The sequence below is a fragment of the Ruegeria sp. AM9 genome, assembly GCF_056540565.1.
In genome coordinates, this window is record NZ_JBQFWY010000018.1 from 20062 (window position 1) to 35426 (window position 15365).

At 60.4% G+C, this 15365-nt stretch carries 16 protein-coding genes; all 16 read right to left on the minus strand.

What is annotated here, in order from left to right; genetic code table 11:
• Positions 1-5: 5 nt before the first annotated feature.
• A complete protein-coding gene (locus tag ACR0DO_RS18450) occupies positions 6-1430 on the minus strand; it encodes an amino acid ABC transporter permease (RefSeq protein WP_480560951.1) in 1425 nt (474 codons plus the stop codon).
• 1 nt (position 1431) lies between these two features.
• Complete coding sequence (locus tag ACR0DO_RS18455; protein ID WP_170440510.1) at positions 1432-2700, minus strand: ABC transporter permease subunit; 1269 nt, start codon at positions 2698-2700, stop codon at positions 1432-1434.
• A gap of 127 nt (positions 2701-2827) precedes the next feature.
• Complete coding sequence (locus ACR0DO_RS18460) at positions 2828-3844, minus strand: amino acid ABC transporter substrate-binding protein (protein ID WP_170440508.1); 1017 nt, start codon at positions 3842-3844, stop codon at positions 2828-2830.
• Positions 3845-4051: 207 nt separating this feature from the next.
• Positions 4052-4759 (minus strand): ATP12 family chaperone protein, encoded by a 708-nt coding sequence (locus ACR0DO_RS18465; RefSeq protein ID WP_480560952.1) that lies wholly within the window; start codon positions 4757-4759, stop codon positions 4052-4054.
• 4 nt (positions 4760-4763) lie between these two features.
• On the minus strand, positions 4764-5435 hold the full coding sequence (locus tag ACR0DO_RS18470) for an HAD-IA family hydrolase (RefSeq protein WP_480560953.1): 672 nt from the start codon (positions 5433-5435) through the stop codon (positions 4764-4766).
• Positions 5432-6475, minus strand: a complete 1044-nt coding sequence (locus ACR0DO_RS18475) for an RluA family pseudouridine synthase (RefSeq protein WP_480560954.1) — start codon at positions 6473-6475, stop codon at positions 5432-5434. The genes ACR0DO_RS18470 and ACR0DO_RS18475 overlap by 4 nt, the downstream gene beginning before the upstream one ends.
• A 106-nt stretch (positions 6476-6581) precedes the next feature.
• Positions 6582-7895 (minus strand): replication-associated recombination protein A, encoded by a 1314-nt coding sequence (locus ACR0DO_RS18480; protein WP_480560955.1) that lies wholly within the window; start codon positions 7893-7895, stop codon positions 6582-6584.
• Between the two features lies 1 nt (position 7896).
• The gene (locus ACR0DO_RS18485; RefSeq protein ID WP_480560956.1) at positions 7897-9285 is read right to left on the minus strand and encodes a trypsin-like peptidase domain-containing protein; all 1389 of its coding nucleotides are present in this window, start codon (positions 9283-9285) and stop codon (positions 7897-7899) included.
• 60 nt (positions 9286-9345) lie between these two features.
• Positions 9346-9990, minus strand: a complete 645-nt coding sequence (locus ACR0DO_RS18490) for a YitT family protein (protein WP_480560957.1) — start codon at positions 9988-9990, stop codon at positions 9346-9348.
• Positions 9991-10081: 91 nt separating this feature from the next.
• Positions 10082-10501 carry a 50S ribosomal protein L17 gene (gene rplQ, locus ACR0DO_RS18495; protein WP_170334079.1) on the minus strand — a complete coding sequence of 140 codons (420 nt, stop codon included), beginning with the start codon at positions 10499-10501 and terminating at the stop codon, positions 10082-10084.
• Between the two features lie 118 nt (positions 10502-10619).
• On the minus strand, positions 10620-11636 hold the full coding sequence (locus tag ACR0DO_RS18500; protein ID WP_058276312.1) for a DNA-directed RNA polymerase subunit alpha: 1017 nt from the start codon (positions 11634-11636) through the stop codon (positions 10620-10622).
• 114 nt (positions 11637-11750) lie between these two features.
• The gene (gene rpsK / locus ACR0DO_RS18505; protein ID WP_008757289.1) at positions 11751-12140 is read right to left on the minus strand and encodes a 30S ribosomal protein S11; all 390 of its coding nucleotides are present in this window, start codon (positions 12138-12140) and stop codon (positions 11751-11753) included.
• A 15-nt stretch (positions 12141-12155) separates the two neighbouring features.
• Positions 12156-12524, minus strand: coding sequence for a 30S ribosomal protein S13 (rpsM, locus tag ACR0DO_RS18510; RefSeq protein ID WP_170377641.1), 369 nt, complete (start codon positions 12522-12524; stop codon positions 12156-12158).
• 201 nt (positions 12525-12725) lie between these two features.
• Complete coding sequence (locus ACR0DO_RS18515) at positions 12726-13370, minus strand: adenylate kinase (protein WP_480560958.1); 645 nt, start codon at positions 13368-13370, stop codon at positions 12726-12728.
• Positions 13367-14731 (minus strand): preprotein translocase subunit SecY, encoded by a 1365-nt coding sequence (gene secY / locus ACR0DO_RS18520; RefSeq protein WP_170440495.1) that lies wholly within the window; start codon positions 14729-14731, stop codon positions 13367-13369. Before secY ends, ACR0DO_RS18515 begins: the two co-directional genes overlap by 4 nt.
• Positions 14732-14840: 109 nt before the next feature.
• Positions 14841-15314 (minus strand): 50S ribosomal protein L15, encoded by a 474-nt coding sequence (rplO, locus tag ACR0DO_RS18525; protein ID WP_170387765.1) that lies wholly within the window; start codon positions 15312-15314, stop codon positions 14841-14843.
• Positions 15315-15365 lie beyond the last annotated feature (51 nt).

Genomic DNA, 15365 nt, shown 5'->3' on the forward strand with positions numbered 1-15365 from the left:
ACTCCTTAACGGTGGCCAGTCTGAAGCTTGCGCTCCAGATACATGGAATAACGGGACATAGAGAAGCAGACGACGAAGAACAGCGCCGCGATGAACGCGAACAGTTCCCAGTAGACGCCGTTCCAGGCGGTGTCGGCGCGGATGGCAGATGCCAGTCCGATCACGTCGAACAGCCCGATGATTGACACCAGTGTCGTATCCTTGAAGATCCCGATGAATGTGCTCACGATGCCCGGAATTGAGATTTTCAGGGCTTGCGGCATGATGATCAAGCGCTGTGCCTGCCAATAGTTCAGGCCCAGACTGTCGGCCCCTTCGTACTGGCCGCGCGGCAGGGCTGCCAGACCACCCCGGATCACCTCGGCCATATAGGCGGCCGAGAACAGGGTCATCATGATCATCACCCGCAGGATGATGTCAAAATTGGTGCCCGGCGGCATGAAGATGTTCAGCAGCAGCGAGGCCACGAACAGCAAGGTGATCAGCGGCACGCCGCGGATGAACTCGATAAAGCCCACGCACAGGTATTTGACGATCAGCAGATCGGATTGACGGCCCAGTGCCAGAACGATGCCGATGGGCAGCGACACACCAATGGCCACAACCCCCAGCAGGATCGCCAGCATGAACCCACCAAAGGCCCGGCTTTGCACGGGTTCGATGCCAAGAGGCACAATGCCCTGTATCCAACCGGCCAGATTAGTGGCGAACGGGAATATGCTCCCAATCGACGATTCATACCAAACCAGAAGCGTGACCCACCAAGCGGGAACCCCTCCGGCAAATAGCCCGAGGAACTTGCCAATGATGGTCAGAACCAAACCAAGAGGATCGAGGAACATGAACAGAAAGAACACGAGGCCCAAAAGGATACCCATCAGGCTACCAAGCTTTTCCGAAAGCATGTTGGCAATCCAGAACGAGGCCGCGATCGCCAACCCGACACAAACCGGTCCCCAAATGCTGCCACCCCACATCAGCCATGGCATCAGGAAGGGATAGATCGCTGTCAGGATCAGCAGCTTGGTCGGAACGCGGTCCGAGTAGAGCACCGGCGCCAGAGCCACCAGCAGCAGGAGCAGCGCCAGGATCGGACGCCAGTACAGATGGCTCGGGTAGAAGCCGAACAGCAGCTGCAGCCAGCGGTCGTTGATGACACCCCAACATGCATGACCGTGGGTTGAGCCCCACGTGGCCATCATGATCTCGCGGCATTCGTTCAGCGAGTTGGCGTTCCAGACGGATTCGAAGATCCACGGCAAAACACCAGCCAGCACGTACCAGATCGCATAAAGCGACACGAGCGTCAGGATCGAGTTCAGCCAGCTTGAGAACAGATTATGCCTGACCCAGCCCACGACACCGACCTCAGAGGCGGGCGGTGCCTTTTCGGGCAACATTTCCGTGCGGACAAATGAAACATCACTCATATTACCGCTCCACCAGTTTGACACGGTTGTTGTACCAGTTCATCACCGCCGAAACGCTCAGCGAGATGGCCAGATAGACCAGCATCAGCAGCAGAACACATTCCAGCTCGCGGCCGGTCTGGTTCATGGTGATGCCGCCCAGGGTCCCCGTGATGTCCATGTATCCAACCGCGATCGCCAGCGACGAGTTCTTGGTCAGGTTCAGATAGTTCGAGATCATCGGCGGGATAATCACCCGCAGCGCCTGCGGCAGGATCACCAGCCGCATGGTCCGGCCCGGACGCAGGCCCAGTGCGGATGCGGCCTCGGTCTGACCCTTGGAGATGGCCAGAATACCGGCGCGCACGATCTCGGCGATGAAGGCGGCGGTATACAGCGACAAGGCCAACCACAGCGCGATCAGCGAGTTCCGAAGGTGAGTACCGCCGCTGAAGTTAAAGCCCTTCAGCTCGGGGTAACCCAAGTGGAAGCCCAGCGCGCCCAGCAGGATCGCCGACGGCACAAAGAACAGACCCAGCTGGATATACCAGATGGTCGGACGGTCACCCGACTTTTCCTGCGTGGCGTTGGCCCAGGCCGTCACCTTGCGCATGGCAAAGATGCTGCCGCCGAACACGATCAGGAACGCGATCAGATCCAGCGAGACGTCAAAGCGCAGGCTCGACGTGCCGAACAGGTGGATGTCACCCAATCCGCGCGAGAACAGGAACTCGGGGATATAGACCCCGCGGTTGGTCACTGCGACGGATTCGAACAGTTTCATCGTCGCCTCGGGGTCTTCCCCCCGGAAGGCGCGTGGCGCGGGCAGGCCCTCGATCAGAATGGCCATGGCCAGAACGATCCACAGCAGCACCGGCACGTTGCGGAACATCTCGACATAGACGGTCATGATCCGGGCGACCAGCCAGTTGTTGGACAGGCGCAGAACACCGACCATGACGCCGACGATGGTTGCCGTGATACACCCCAGAACCGCCACAACCAGCGTGTTCAGCAGCCCGATAAAGGCCGCTCGCAAATGGCTGTCGCGCGAGTTGTATTCCAGCAGGCGCTGGTTGATGTCATAGCTGGCCGGTTCGCCGAAAAAGCCGAACTCGACCGTTTTACCCAGCGCTTCCAGGTTTTGAATGGTGTTGTTGATCAGCCAGGCTGCCAAAAGCATGAAACCGATCAAAGCGATGACCTGAATGGTCGCAGATCGATACCGCGTATCGTAAAGGAGCATGGACAGCCGGAAGTGCTCCTTCGGCGGGTCAGTGAGTGTCGTCATGACCTAAGTATTTCCCCGTGCATCCCGGTTCTCAGTGGCAGAGTTGGTCTCTGCTCAGAACGTTCCGGGCGTGTTTCTTATTGATTGAAAAAGGGCGCAGGTTGCCCTGCGCCCTTTTCCGTGGATTTTAGCGGAACGGCGGTGCGTACAGCAGGCCGCCATCGGTCCACTGTGCGTTCAGACCGCGTGCCAGACCGATCGGAGTTTCCTCACCGATGTTCTTGGCAAAGACCTCGCCATAGTTGCCGCCGGCCTTGATCGCGCGCTGTGCCCAGGTTGCGTCCAGACCCAGCATCTCACCCAGAGTGCCTTCGCTGCCCAGCAGGCGGTTCACTTCGGGGTTGTCGGTGCCAGCAGACATCTCGTCGATGTTTGCCGAGGTCACGCCCAGCTCTTCGGCTGCGATCAGTGCGTTCAGGGTCCAGCGTACAACATCACCCCACTCGTGGTCGCCGTGACGGACCAGCGGTCCCAGCGGCTCTTTCGAGATGATTTCGGGCAGGATCACGTGGTCGCCCGCGTTTTCAAAGGTGGCGCGGGTCGCCGCCAGGCCCGATGCGTCGGTGGTGTAGACGTCACAGGCACCAGCCAGATACTGCTGCTGCGCTTCGGCGTTGGTTTCGATCGGAACCGGCTCGTAGCTCATGTTGTTGATGCGGAAGAAATCCGCCAGGTTGAGCTCGGTGGTGGTGCCGGTCTGAATGCAGACGGTGGCGCCGTCCAGTTCCTTGGCCGAGCTGACGCCCAGAGCCTTGGGAACCATGAAACCCTGACCATCATAGTAGTTGATGCCGACGAATTCGAACTTCAGGTCGACGTCGCGGCTGAAGGTCCAGGTGGTGTTACGGGCCAGCATGTCGATCTCGCCCGAAGCCAGCGCGGTGAAACGGGTTTTACCGGTGGTCGGAATGAATTCAACAGCCATCGGATCATCCAGAACAGCGGCTGCAACTGCGCGGCATACAGCCACGTCAAAGCCCTGCCATACACCGTTGGCATCCGGGCTGGCAAAGCCGGGAACGCCGGTCGCCACGCCGCAGTTCAGCTTGCCGCGCGCCTTGACATCATCGGCAGTCCCCGCTGCCGCTGCACCAGCAGCCAGGCCGGCGATGGTTGCCACGCCCAAGATTACGGATTTTTTCATTTTTACCTCTTCCTGATTTTCCGCCCCGATCAAAGGACGGTTCTGTCCGGCACCTCTGGCACCAGAAAGGTTTCCCAAAGGTGTCTCCCCTTTAGTGGCCACGAGTTTGGGCGCATTCATAAACAAACGTCAAGGGTTCGATCAGGGAAAACGATGGGTCAATCCAGAGATGACTCGCCCACCATTCGAAAATCAGGCCCTGAGGGATCAAATCGAGAGGTCAAAGAACCGTTTGGCGTGCAAAAAGGCCGCTTTCTTGGTCTCGGCAACGGCGTGGGCCTCATCATCATGGCCCCATTGGTCGATCTGCCATTGCTCATCCAGCCTTGAAATCTGCCAGATTTCTTCCGCATCGCCCCGGTTTTGCGCCGCTGCAAATCCAAGGATGAGAGAGCCCGAAAGGCTGACCAGATCGTGAAAGGCTGCCAGTTGAAAGTCGTTCAGCCCATGCACACGCTGCCTGAGCGTTTTCAGCGCCGCCTCCGGCTGCGGTTGGTGTAGCACACCGGCCACAGGCAATAGCCGCGCCGACAGCGTTTCGGCGGCCCAATCCAGCACCGGGTCCCAGTGTTCGGCCTGACGCTGCTGCAACTCCTGCGGGTGAACCGCGCGGTAACACAGCAGGTCCGAATCGCCGTAATCGGCCAGCATGTCTGCAACCTCGGCGTGTTGATGGCAGACCTTGTCGATGGCGGCATTCGCCGACCGGGTGAACGGCATCACCGCCGGGTCGATCACCTTCTCCTGAGCGTCCCATTCCGCGGCAACTTCATCGGCCATGGCGCGGGTCGGCAAAACCAAAGCGGCCTTGGCCGGGGTTTTCACACGGCGGCCATCCAGCTCGACGGTATAGCCGCCCTCGGCTTCGACCACCGCGCTTTCGGTCCAAAATCGCTTGGGTTTCCAGTCGCTCATGATGTCAGGTCCAAATATCGTCCAGCGCGCGGGGCAACTGGTCAAAAGTTTCAATAATGCAGGTGGCGCCGTTCAAGGCGGATCGGTCATGATAGCCCCAGGTCACGCCGATGCCCGCCACCCCGGCGGCGCGGGCCATGTCCATGTCGAACCGAGTGTCACCGATCATTACCGTATGGGCCGCCTCTACCCCGGTTTCACTGCGCGCCGCGTCGATCATCGACGGGTGCGGCTTGGAGGGGTGGTGATCCGCCACCTGACGGGTCACAAAGTAACGCTCCAACCCGTGCGCTTCGATCAGCGCGTCCAGACCGCGCTGCGATTTCCCGGTGGCCACGCCCAGCAGAACCTCGGGCACCGCCTGCAGGGCTTCGATGGCGGCGCGCGCGCCCGGATACAGCGGAGAGCTTGCCGCACCCTGCTCCAGCCGTTGCGCGTGATAGGCTTCCTTGTACCCTTCGACCAAGCGATGCCGCACGCTGTCGGAATGCTGGGGCGCCAGCTGCGCCATGGCATTGGGCAGAGACAGCCCCACAATGGACAGGATCGCATCGCGGTCCGGCACCGGCAGGGATTGAGCGTCAAAGCAGGCGGTCATCGCCGAAACGATACTGCCCTGACTGTCGACCAGCGTGCCGTCCACATCGAACAGCACCAGACGCAGCGGTGCGCTCATTGCAGTTCCTCGAACGGGTCGTCTGCGGCCAGGTCCTCGGTCCAGCCAAAGGTGTCCCAGCTGTGCGTCATGTGATCCGGCAGCGGCGCGGTGACGGTGATGGTCTTGCGCGTCATCGGATGCTGGAACGTCGCCTGCCGGGCGTGCAGGTGCAGCTTTTTGCTGATGATCCCGCCCAGCTGCGCGCCCCAGCCATCACCCAGGTTTTCCTGTCCCGAACCGCCGTATTTGCCGTCACCAATGATCGGGTGCCCAATTGCCGCCATATGCGCCCGCAACTGGTGGGTGCGGCCGGTGATCGGCTCCATCGCCACCCAGGCGGCACGCCCGGCGACCCGATAGAGCGTCGCATAGAGCGTATGCGCCCGTTTCGCGCCGGGATTGTCGCTGATCTCGTTCACGTGGACGGGGATCATCTTTTCGCCCTCACCGTGCTTGCCGTGACCTGCGGCCTTAACGAGGCCGGTCTTGATCTCACCCAGATAGGGGGTCGGCACCCCGGCCACCAAAGCCCAGTATATTTTGCGCGTGTCACGATGCCGGAACGCCGCCGTCAGCCCCTTCGCGGCCTCACGTGTGCGGGCCAGCAACAGAACGCCCGAAGTATCCTTGTCCAGCCGGTGCACCAGGCGGGGGTTCTCGTCATAGCCAAAGCGCAATGCCTCGGACAGGCTGTCCACGTGGCGGGTCTGGCCGCTGCCGCCCTGCACCGGCAACCCGTGGGGCTTGTTCAAGGCCAGCACGTGGTCGTCGCGATAGATCACGCAGGATTGGATCATCTTGGTATCGGCATCCGAGATGCGCCGCTTGACCTCGGCGGGCTTGTGATCAGCATCGGGCAGGGGCGGCACGCGCACGACCTGCCCAACCTCAAGCCGGGTCGAAGCCTTCACCCGGCCGCCTTCGACGCGCAGTTCACCCTTGCGGCACATCTTTTCGATGCGGCCCTGACTGACATGCGGGAACAGACGGCGCAGCCACCGGTCGATCCGCTGGTCGCCATCCCCCTCTGCCACGGTGATCATTTGTACGCCGCTCATGCCGATATCCCCTTCACGCGGCGGTTCCGCGTGGATTGTGTGCCCTTAGGTGCCTTAGAAAACATGCGCGTCTGTGGCGTGCCGCACCGAAAGAGTCAAGCCAGCGCTAGCCCTTGTTCCGCTGCGCCCGCAGTTTGGCAAAGTAATCCAGCCGCTTTTTCAGCTCGCGTTCAAAGCCGCGCTCAACCGGCTGATACAGCGCAGGCCGCTCCATGCCTTCGGGGAAGTAGTTCTGGCCCGAGAACCCGTCCTCGGCGTCATGGTCATAGGCGTAGCCCGCGCCATAACCCTGGTCCTTCATCAGCGAGGTCGGGGCATTCAGGATATGCTTGGGCGGTGGCTCGCTACCGGATTGCTTGGCCAGCCGCATCGCCGCCTTGTAACCCACATAGGCGCCGTTCGATTTCGGAGCCAGCGCCAGATAGACCAGCGCCTGCGCCAGCGCCAGCTCGCCCTCGGGGCTGCCCAGCCGTTCATAGGTCTGCCACGATTGCAGGCAGATCGCCTGCGCCTGCGGATCGGCCAGACCGATATCCTCAACCGCCATGCGGGTGATGCGACGGGCCAGATAGCGCGGGTCCTCGCCCCCCGTCAGCATCCGCGCGAACCAGTAAAGCGCCGCATCCGGGTCCGACCCGCGCACCGATTTATGCAGGGCCGAGATCAAATTGTAATGCTCATCGCCAGATTTGTCGTATTTCGCCGCCCGGCGCATCAACCGCGTCGACAGCGCATCGGGGTCCAGCGGTTTATCAACCTTCCACGCCGCGATCTGTTCGATCAGGTTCAACAGCGCGCGGCCATCGCCATCGGCCATTTCCTGCAACGCCTCACGTGCAGGTCCGGTCAGGGGCAGCGCGCGATCCAGCTCTTTCTCGGCCCGTTGGGTCAGGCGTTCCAGATCAACAAGGCTGAGGCGTTCCAGCACCAGCACCTGCGCCCGGCTGAGCACAGCGGCGTTCAACTCGAAGGACGGATTCTCGGTCGTGGCCCCGACCAGCAGGATGGTGCCGTCTTCCATATGCGGCAGGAACCCGTCTTGCTGGGCTTTATTGAACCGGTGAATCTCGTCCACGAATAACAGCGTGCCCTGCCCATTCTGGCGACGGATTTTCGCAGCCTCGAACACCTTTTTCAGGTCAGGCACACCGGTGAAAATCGCGCTGATCTGAACAAAATGCAGATCGGTCTCCTGCGCCAGCAGCCGCGCGATGGTTGTCTTGCCGACACCCGGAGGCCCCCAGAACACCAGACTGGACAGGCTGCCCGAGGCCAGCATAACCCCCAGTGGCGCATCGGGGCCCAGCACCTGCTCTTGCCCGATCACTTCGGCCAGAGTCTGCGGGCGCAGCCGATCGGCCAGCGGGCGGTGCGCGGGTGGCGCGGGCTGGGCAGCCCCTGTATCGAACAGATCGCTCACGTCACAACCGGAACCGAAGCGAGATCGAACGGCCCCCTCTGAGAACATCCAGATTGATCCGGCGCCCCGGGTCGGTCAGCGCATCGACCACGTCGCCGGGAGTTTCAACCCGCGTGCCATTGATGCTGTTGACCACATCACCCGCACGTAGCCCGGATCGGCCACCATAGGGGCCGGCATCCATCACAACGACACCAGTCTGAGACAGCACAAGCCCCATCTTGGCGATCACCGCCGGGTTGACGCGCGAGACCGTCAGGCCCGGCATCACGGTCTGGTCATCCAGTGTGGTTTCCTCGGCCGCCGGGGTGCCGGGCGCTTTGATCAGCGCGATTTCCACCTCGGCGCGTTCTTCCCCGCGCAGCCGGGTTACCCTGGATGTGCCACCCACACCGGCAACCGCCATGCGGAACTTCATCTCGGCGGGTGAGTTCACCTCATCCCCGTCCACATGGGTCACCACGTCGCCCACACGCAATCCGGCCTTGGCCAAGGGGCTCAGGGGGTGCAGGTCGGAAATCACCACGCCCAGGGGGATCACCAGACCCAGAGACTCGGCGATATCCGCGCTCATGTGCTGGCCCGCCATTCCAGCCCAGGGGCTAATGAAACTGTCATTGCCGCCCTGCGCCTGCCGCAGGAATTCGGCCACCAGATTGGCGGGGATAGCAAAGCCGATGCCGTTCGAGCCGCCCGAGCGGGTCAGAATCGCGGTATTGATCCCGATCAGATCGCCATTCACATCAATCAGCGCTCCGCCAGAATTCCCGGGGTTGATCGCCGCATCCGTCTGAATGAAATAGCCCCGCGCATTGCCCGTGGCCGCCCCGGTCCGCGCCAGCCCCGAGATGATGCCCGACGACACTGTCTGCCCCACCCCGAACGGATTTCCGATGGCCAGCGCCAACTCACCTACCTCGACATGGTCCGAGTCGCGCATCTGCAGGTAGGGCAGGTCCTCGGCTTCTTTCAGCCGCAGGATGGCGATGTCACTTTCCTTGTCGCCCAGAACCACCTGCGCCGAAAACTCGCGCCGGTCCGTGGTCACGACCCGGATTTCGGTGGCCGTACCCACCACATGATAGTTCGATACCACGAAACCATCTTCCGACAGGATCACGCCCGACCCCAGAGAGTTCTGCACCCGCGGGCGGGGCTCACCGAACCCACGACCGAAGAAGTCCTGAAAGAACGGGTCCGAGAAAAACGGATTCGCCCGCCCCTGCCGCACGATCTTGGCATAGATGTTGACCACCGCCGGAGAGGCCTGCTTGACCACCGGCGCAAAGCCAATCGAAATCTCGGCCTGCGATTGCGGTACTTTCGTTTGGGCCATCACCGGCGCGGTCAAGAGTGCAAGCGGCAGACAAAGCAAAAGCGTGCGGAACATGAGACCCTCTTATACGTTCAAGGATTGATATGTCCGCAAGCCACACCGTTTGCAAGATCGCTATTCGTTTGCTGGCCGCCCATACCCGGGGCGCCCGGTTCGGCTCTGGGCGACGTCGAAATTCCAGACAATTGCCATATTGGTGATCAAGGCGCCAAGAAACGAGTAAAACAATTGCGCGGGGCTGAGCACAAAGGCCGAGGCGAGAAAGACCGTGGCGTCGACGGACAGCTGAAACCAACCCGCTTTGAATCCGGTTTTATGTTCCAGAATAATGCCAAGAATGGTCATCCCTCCGGCCGAGGCATTGTGGCGGAAGATGGCGATCAACCCCATCCCGCTGCAGGCTCCGCCCAGAACTGCAGCGACAAGCGGGTCCAGCCGCTCGAACAACACGATCTTTCCGAGAATTTGGGACAAAACCGAAATCCCGACCACAACGACAATTGTACGAATTGCAAAAACCGGCCCGCGTTTGACCCATGCCAAAACCAGAAACGGAATTCCGATCAGAAAAAACAGCGGACCGAACCCAAGCGGCAAGACATAGGACAGCAGCAGAGCGATTCCTGCGGTTTGCCCCGTCACCAGTCCGGCGGCTTTCAGAAATACGACGCTCAGGCTTGTCATGACGATGCCGAAGGCAAGGCCCTGAACATCAAAAACGGACATGCGGATGGTCAATGGGATCTCCGGGAGCTTCATTAGATCATTGCCGTCCCATACCTTGAACAGTCGGCAAAGAAAAACCCCCGCTCAACCGAGCGGGGGTCTATGAACAGGTATCCCTGATCAATTATTCTTCTGCAGCTTCTTCCGCAGCAACGCGGGCTTTGTCGGCCGCGCCTTTGGCGTCGACGTCACGATCAACGAATTCGATGATCGCCATCGGTGCCATGTCGCCATAGCGGAAGCCAGCTTTCAGGATGCGGACATAACCGCCCTGACGCTCAGCGTAGCGGGGACCCAGAACTTCGAACAGCTTTGCGACGTCTTTGTCTTCTTTCAGCTGTGCTGCGGCCTGACGGCGGGCGTGCAGGTCGCCGCGCTTGCCCAGAGTGACCAGCTTTTCGATGATCGGGCGCAGTTCTTTTGCCTTGGGCAGGGTCGTTTTGATTTGCTCATGCTCGATGAGCGAGCCAGCCATGTTCGCAAACAGCGCCTTGCGGTGCTCATGAGTACGGTTCAGGCGGCGGTAACCACGTGCGTGACGCATTTTTCAGTTCCTTCTTTCGCGTTTTGCTTTGTCTGGCCGGCGATGCGTGTCACCGGCTCTCCTTGGGGCGGAAGTGCCCATACGGTCCCCGGCAGCCCGGGCATTGGGGAAGACGCGCTTAGAACGCGTCTTCGAATTTCTTCGCCAGATCTTCGATGTTGTCGGGCGGCCAGTCCTCGACATCCATGCCAAGGTGCAGACCCATGCCGGACAGCACTTCTTTGATCTCGTTCAGCGACTTGCGGCCGAAGTTCGGGGTGCGCAGCATCTCGGCTTCGGTCTTCTGGATCAGGTCGCCGATGTAAACGATGTTGTCGTTCTTCAGGCAGTTTGCCGAACGGACCGACAGTTCCAGCTCGTCCACTTTCTTCAGCAGCAGCGGGTTGAACTCCAGACCATCGTCTTCGTCCTGGCGGCCAGCCGATTCCGGTTCGTCGAAGTTGACGAAGATCGACAGCTGGTCCTGCAGGATGCGCGCGGCAAAGGCCAGCGCGTCTTCCGGAGTGATCGAACCGTCTGTTTCGATCTTCAGGGTCAGCTTGTCATAGTCCAGAACCTGACCTTCACGGGTCGGCTGAACGTCATAGGCTACCTTTTTGACCGGCGAATAGATCGCGTCGATCGGGATCAGGCCGATGGGTGCGTCTTCCGGCTTGTTCTTCTCAGCCGAGACGTAACCCTTGCCGGTGTTGACGGTCAGTTCCATGAACAGGTCGGCGCCATCATCCAGGTGACAGATGACGTGATCGCGGTTCAGAACCTCGATTCCGGCGCTTTCGCTGATGTCACCAGCGGTAACAACTGCGGGGCCTTTGGCATTGATCGACAGACGCTTGGGGCCTTCGACTTCCATGCGCAGGGCAACCTGCTTGAGGTTCAGGATGATGTCGGTGACGTCTTCGCGGACACCTGCAACCGACGAGAACTCGTGCAGGACGTTGTCGATCTGGACGCTGGTGATGGCCGCACCTTGCAGCGAGCTCATCAGAACGCGGCGCAGAGCGTTGCCCAGGGTCAGACCAAAGCCACGTTCCAGCGGTTCGGCAACCAGGGTCGCCTGACGTGCGGGATCGTTGCCCGGCTTGCCTTCCAGCTGGGTCGGCTTGATCAATTCTGCCCAATTCTTATGGATCATGTAATCCCTCCATTCCTGTCCGCGCCCCATGACCAACAAGGTGCAGACGCCCGAGGTTCAAAATGACGTGCTGGGGCCGTGCGAAAACACAGCCCCAGCTCAATTCAAAATCGCTTAGACGCGGCGGCGCTTCGGCGGGCGGCAGCCATTGTGAGCGATCGGAGTCACGTCGCGGATCGACGTGATGTTGAAGCCCACAGCAGCCAGTGCGCGCAGAGCCGATTCACGACCCGAACCGGGGCCCTGAACTTCGACTTCCAGCGTCTTGACGCCATGTTCCTGCGCCTTCTTGCCTGCGTCTTCTGCAGCCATCTGAGCGGCGTAGGGGGTCGATTTCCGCGAACCCTTGAAGCCCATGGTACCGGCAGACGACCACGAGATGGCGTTGCCCTGTACGTCCGAGATCAGGATCTTGGTGTTGTTGAAGGTCGAGTTCACATGGGCGACGCCCGATGCGATGTTCTTACGCTCTTTGCGCTTAACGCGAGTCTTGTCACGTGCCATCAGTCAGACCCTCCCTTATTTCTTCTTACCAGCGATGGCCTTTGCGGGGCCTTTGCGGGTACGAGCATTGGTGTGGGTGCGCTGACCGCGAACCGGCAGGTTGCGACGGTGACGCAGACCGCGGTAGCAGCCCAGATCCATCAGGCGCTTGACGTTCATCTGAACTTCACGACGCAGGTCACCTTCGACGGTGAAGTTTTCGTCGATGAACTCGCGGATTTTCAGAACTTCGGCGTCGGACAGTTCGTTGACGCGACGGGTCGCTTCAATGCCCACGGCTTCGCAGATCGCTTTGGCCGAGGTGTTGCCGATACCGGTGATATATGTGAGGGCGATAGGTACCCGCTTTGCAGTCGGGATGTTTACGCCGGCAATACGTGCCACGTGTCACTTTCCTTTTCGTTGCGGTTCCGTAACTCCAGAACCTTTTTTCACAACGCTTAACCTTGGCAGTGCCGCCAGTGGGTTCAGCATTATTCGAGGTGGTCGGGGCAGTTGGGACGAATCCCGCCTGCGGTCTTGATTCCCCAAGGGGATGGGGGTCGATATGGGGTTTTGGTGGGGCCGTCAAGCCCCAACCTGAAGTCAGCCCAGAATCGCCTCGATCGAGGCGGTGACTTCCTTGATCTCGGCCAGGCCATTGACCGGGCGAAGATCGCCTTTGGCATAGTAATACCCAATCAGCGGCGAGGTCTTTTTGTAGTACTCCATCAAGCGCGTGCGCAGGCTGTCTTCGTTGTCATCCGCACGACGCTGGAAGTCATTTTCCTTGCCGCAATTGGTGCATTTGCCATCGGCCGGGATCGGCTTGGTGATGTCATTATAGACCTCACCGCAGCCACCACAGGTCGAACGCGCCGTGATCCGCTGAACCAGCGCTTCGTCGTCAACGCGCATCTCAATCACGGTATGCAGCGACTGACCCAGTTTGGTCAGCAGGGCCGCCAACGCATCGGCCTGCGCCAGCGTGCGCGGGAAGCCGTCAAAGATGAAGCCGGCGCCGGTTTCCGTGGTCAGCTTCTCTTCGATCAGGCCGATCACGATCTCATCGGTGACCAGCTTGCCCGCGTCCATGATCGCCGCAACCTTCTGGCCCATCTCGGTGCCCGAGGTCTTGGCCTCGCGCAGCATGTCGCCGGTGCTCAGCTGAACCATGCCCCGAGTTTCGACCAGGTGACGCGCCTGCGTCCCTTTACCGGCCCCCGGGGGCCCAAGAAGAATGATGTTCATCGACGAGCGGGTCCCTTCCTGCTGCGTTTCTTACCTTTGCCGCGTAGCTGGGACTTTTCGATCAGCCCTTCGTATTGATGCGCCAACAGGTGGCTCTGAACCTGTTGGATCGTATCCATGGTCACAGAGACGATAATCAGAACCGAAGTGCCGCCGAAATAGAACGGGATGGCAAACTGGTTCCGCAGAATCTCAGGCAGAAGACAAACCGCCGCCAGATAGGCCGAGCCCAGAACCAGCACGCGGTTGACCACGTATTCCAGATATTCGGCGGTTTTCTTGCCCGGACGGATCCCCGGCACAAAACCGTTCTGCTTTTTCAGGTTGTCCGCAACATCGTCCGGTTTGAACGACACGTTGAACGTGTAGAAATAGGCGAAGAACACGATCATGGCCGCGAAGAACAGCAGGTACAGCGGCTGTCCGGGACCAAAGTTGGCCAGCAGCCAGGACATGATCGGCCCGCTGGTGGCACCCGACGAGAAGGTCGAGATCGTCACCGGCAGCAACAGCAGCGAGCTCGCAAAGATCGCCGGAATCACGCCCGCCGGGTTCACTTTGACCGGCAGGTGGCTAGAGCCGCCCTCATAGATTTTCATACCGGCCTGACGGCGCGGGTATTGGATGTGAATCTTACGCAGCGCGCGTTCCATGAACACCACAAAGGTAATCACGGCGATCACCATCACGATCACACCGATGATCACGGCGGGGCTGATCGCGCCCGAGCGGCCAGAGGCGAAGAACTGCGCCAGCGCGGCCGGAACCTCGGCGATGATGCCGACGAAGATGATCAGGGAAATACCGTTGCCGATGCCGCGCGCGGTGATCTGCTCGCCCAGCCACATCAGGAACATGGTGCCACCGACCAGCGTGATCATGGTGGACATGCGGAAGAACATGCCCGGATCGGTCGCCAGATCGCCCGATTCCAGCGAAACGGCCAGACCATAGGCCTGAACGGTAGCCAGCGCCACGGTGCCGAAACGGGTGTATTGGTTGATCTTCTTGCGGCCCTGCTCGCCCTCTTTCTTGAGCTGTTCGAGCGCGGGAACCATCGAGGTCAGCAGTTGCACGATGATCGAGGCCGAAATATAGGGCATGATGCCGAGGGCAAAGATACCCATCCGCCCCAGCGCCCCGCCGGTGAACATCGAAACCATGCCGCCGATGCCCTGCCCCGCCTGCTCCATGAACTCGCGCAGCGCCTGCCCGTCGATCCCCGGCACCGGAATGAAGGTGCCCAGACGATAGACGATCAGCAAACCCAGCGTGAACAGGATGCGGTTGCGCAGATCGGTGGCTTTGCCCAAAGCAGCCCAGCTTGTGTTGGCTGCCATTTGTTCTGCTGCTGATACCATAAATCGGTCTCTCTTATGAAAACACCGCCCGGAACCGTTTTCCGGCTCGGGCGGCGTCTTGGAAAACTCTGAGGTCTATGTAAGCGGGTCTTGGCCCGCTCACAAGCGCTTACTCTGCCGCAGCGGCTTTTGTGACCGTCAGCGAACCGCCCGCTTTTTCGACTGCCTCAACGGCAGCTTTCGAAGCACCGGTTACTTCCAGGTTCACTTTGGCGCTGATTTCGCCTTTGGCCAGAACGCGGATACCGTCCAGCTTGCGACGGACCAGACCGGATGCAACCAGTGCGTCCTCGGTAATCGCAGCTTTGGCGTCCAGTTTGCCGGCGTCGACGAATTTCTGGATCAGGCCCAGGTTGATAACGGCGAATTCCTTGCGGTTCGGCTTGTTGAAGCCACGCTTGGGCAGACGCTGGTACAGCGGCATCTGGCCGCCTTCATAGCCGTTGATAGCCACACCCGAACGGGATTTCTGGCCTTTGATACCACGGCCACCCATTTTACCTTTGCCCGAGCCAGGACCACGACCAACGCGGGTGCGTTTCGGGTTGGCGCCGGGATTGTCGCGCAGTTCATTCAGTTTCATTTCGCTTCTCCTAAGCCGGATGTGACCCCCGAAGCGTGATGGGCCAAACAC

Bases quoted from the DNA above. Each gene is read 5' to 3' on its own strand.
- ACR0DO_RS18450 (WP_480560951.1), bottom strand. From the start codon at position 1,430: ATGAGTGATGTTTCATTTGTCCGCACGGAAATGTTGCCCGAAAAGGCA.
- ACR0DO_RS18455 (WP_170440510.1), bottom strand. From the start codon at position 2,700: ATGACGACACTCACTGACCCGCCGAAGGAGCACTTCCGGCTGTCCATG.
- ACR0DO_RS18460 (WP_170440508.1), bottom strand. From the start codon at position 3,844: ATGAAAAAATCCGTAATCTTGGGCGTGGCAACCATCGCCGGCCTGGCT.
- ACR0DO_RS18465 (WP_480560952.1), bottom strand. From the start codon at position 4,759: ATGAGCGACTGGAAACCCAAGCGATTTTGGACCGAAAGCGCGGTGGTC.
- ACR0DO_RS18470 (WP_480560953.1), bottom strand. From the start codon at position 5,435: ATGAGCGCACCGCTGCGTCTGGTGCTGTTCGATGTGGACGGCACGCTG.
- ACR0DO_RS18475 (WP_480560954.1), bottom strand. From the start codon at position 6,475: ATGAGCGGCGTACAAATGATCACCGTGGCAGAGGGGGATGGCGACCAG.
- ACR0DO_RS18485 (WP_480560956.1), bottom strand. From the start codon at position 9,285: ATGTTCCGCACGCTTTTGCTTTGTCTGCCGCTTGCACTCTTGACCGCG.
- ACR0DO_RS18490 (WP_480560957.1), bottom strand. From the start codon at position 9,990: ATGAAGCTCCCGGAGATCCCATTGACCATCCGCATGTCCGTTTTTGAT.
- rplQ (WP_170334079.1), bottom strand. From the start codon at position 10,501: ATGCGTCACGCACGTGGTTACCGCCGCCTGAACCGTACTCATGAGCAC.
- ACR0DO_RS18500 (WP_058276312.1), bottom strand. From the start codon at position 11,636: ATGATCCATAAGAATTGGGCAGAATTGATCAAGCCGACCCAGCTGGAA.
- rpsK (WP_008757289.1), bottom strand. From the start codon at position 12,140: ATGGCACGTGACAAGACTCGCGTTAAGCGCAAAGAGCGTAAGAACATC.
- ACR0DO_RS18515 (WP_480560958.1), bottom strand. From the start codon at position 13,370: ATGAACATCATTCTTCTTGGGCCCCCGGGGGCCGGTAAAGGGACGCAG.
- secY (WP_170440495.1), bottom strand. From the start codon at position 14,731: ATGGTATCAGCAGCAGAACAAATGGCAGCCAACACAAGCTGGGCTGCT.
- rplO (WP_170387765.1), bottom strand. From the start codon at position 15,314: ATGAAACTGAATGAACTGCGCGACAATCCCGGCGCCAACCCGAAACGC.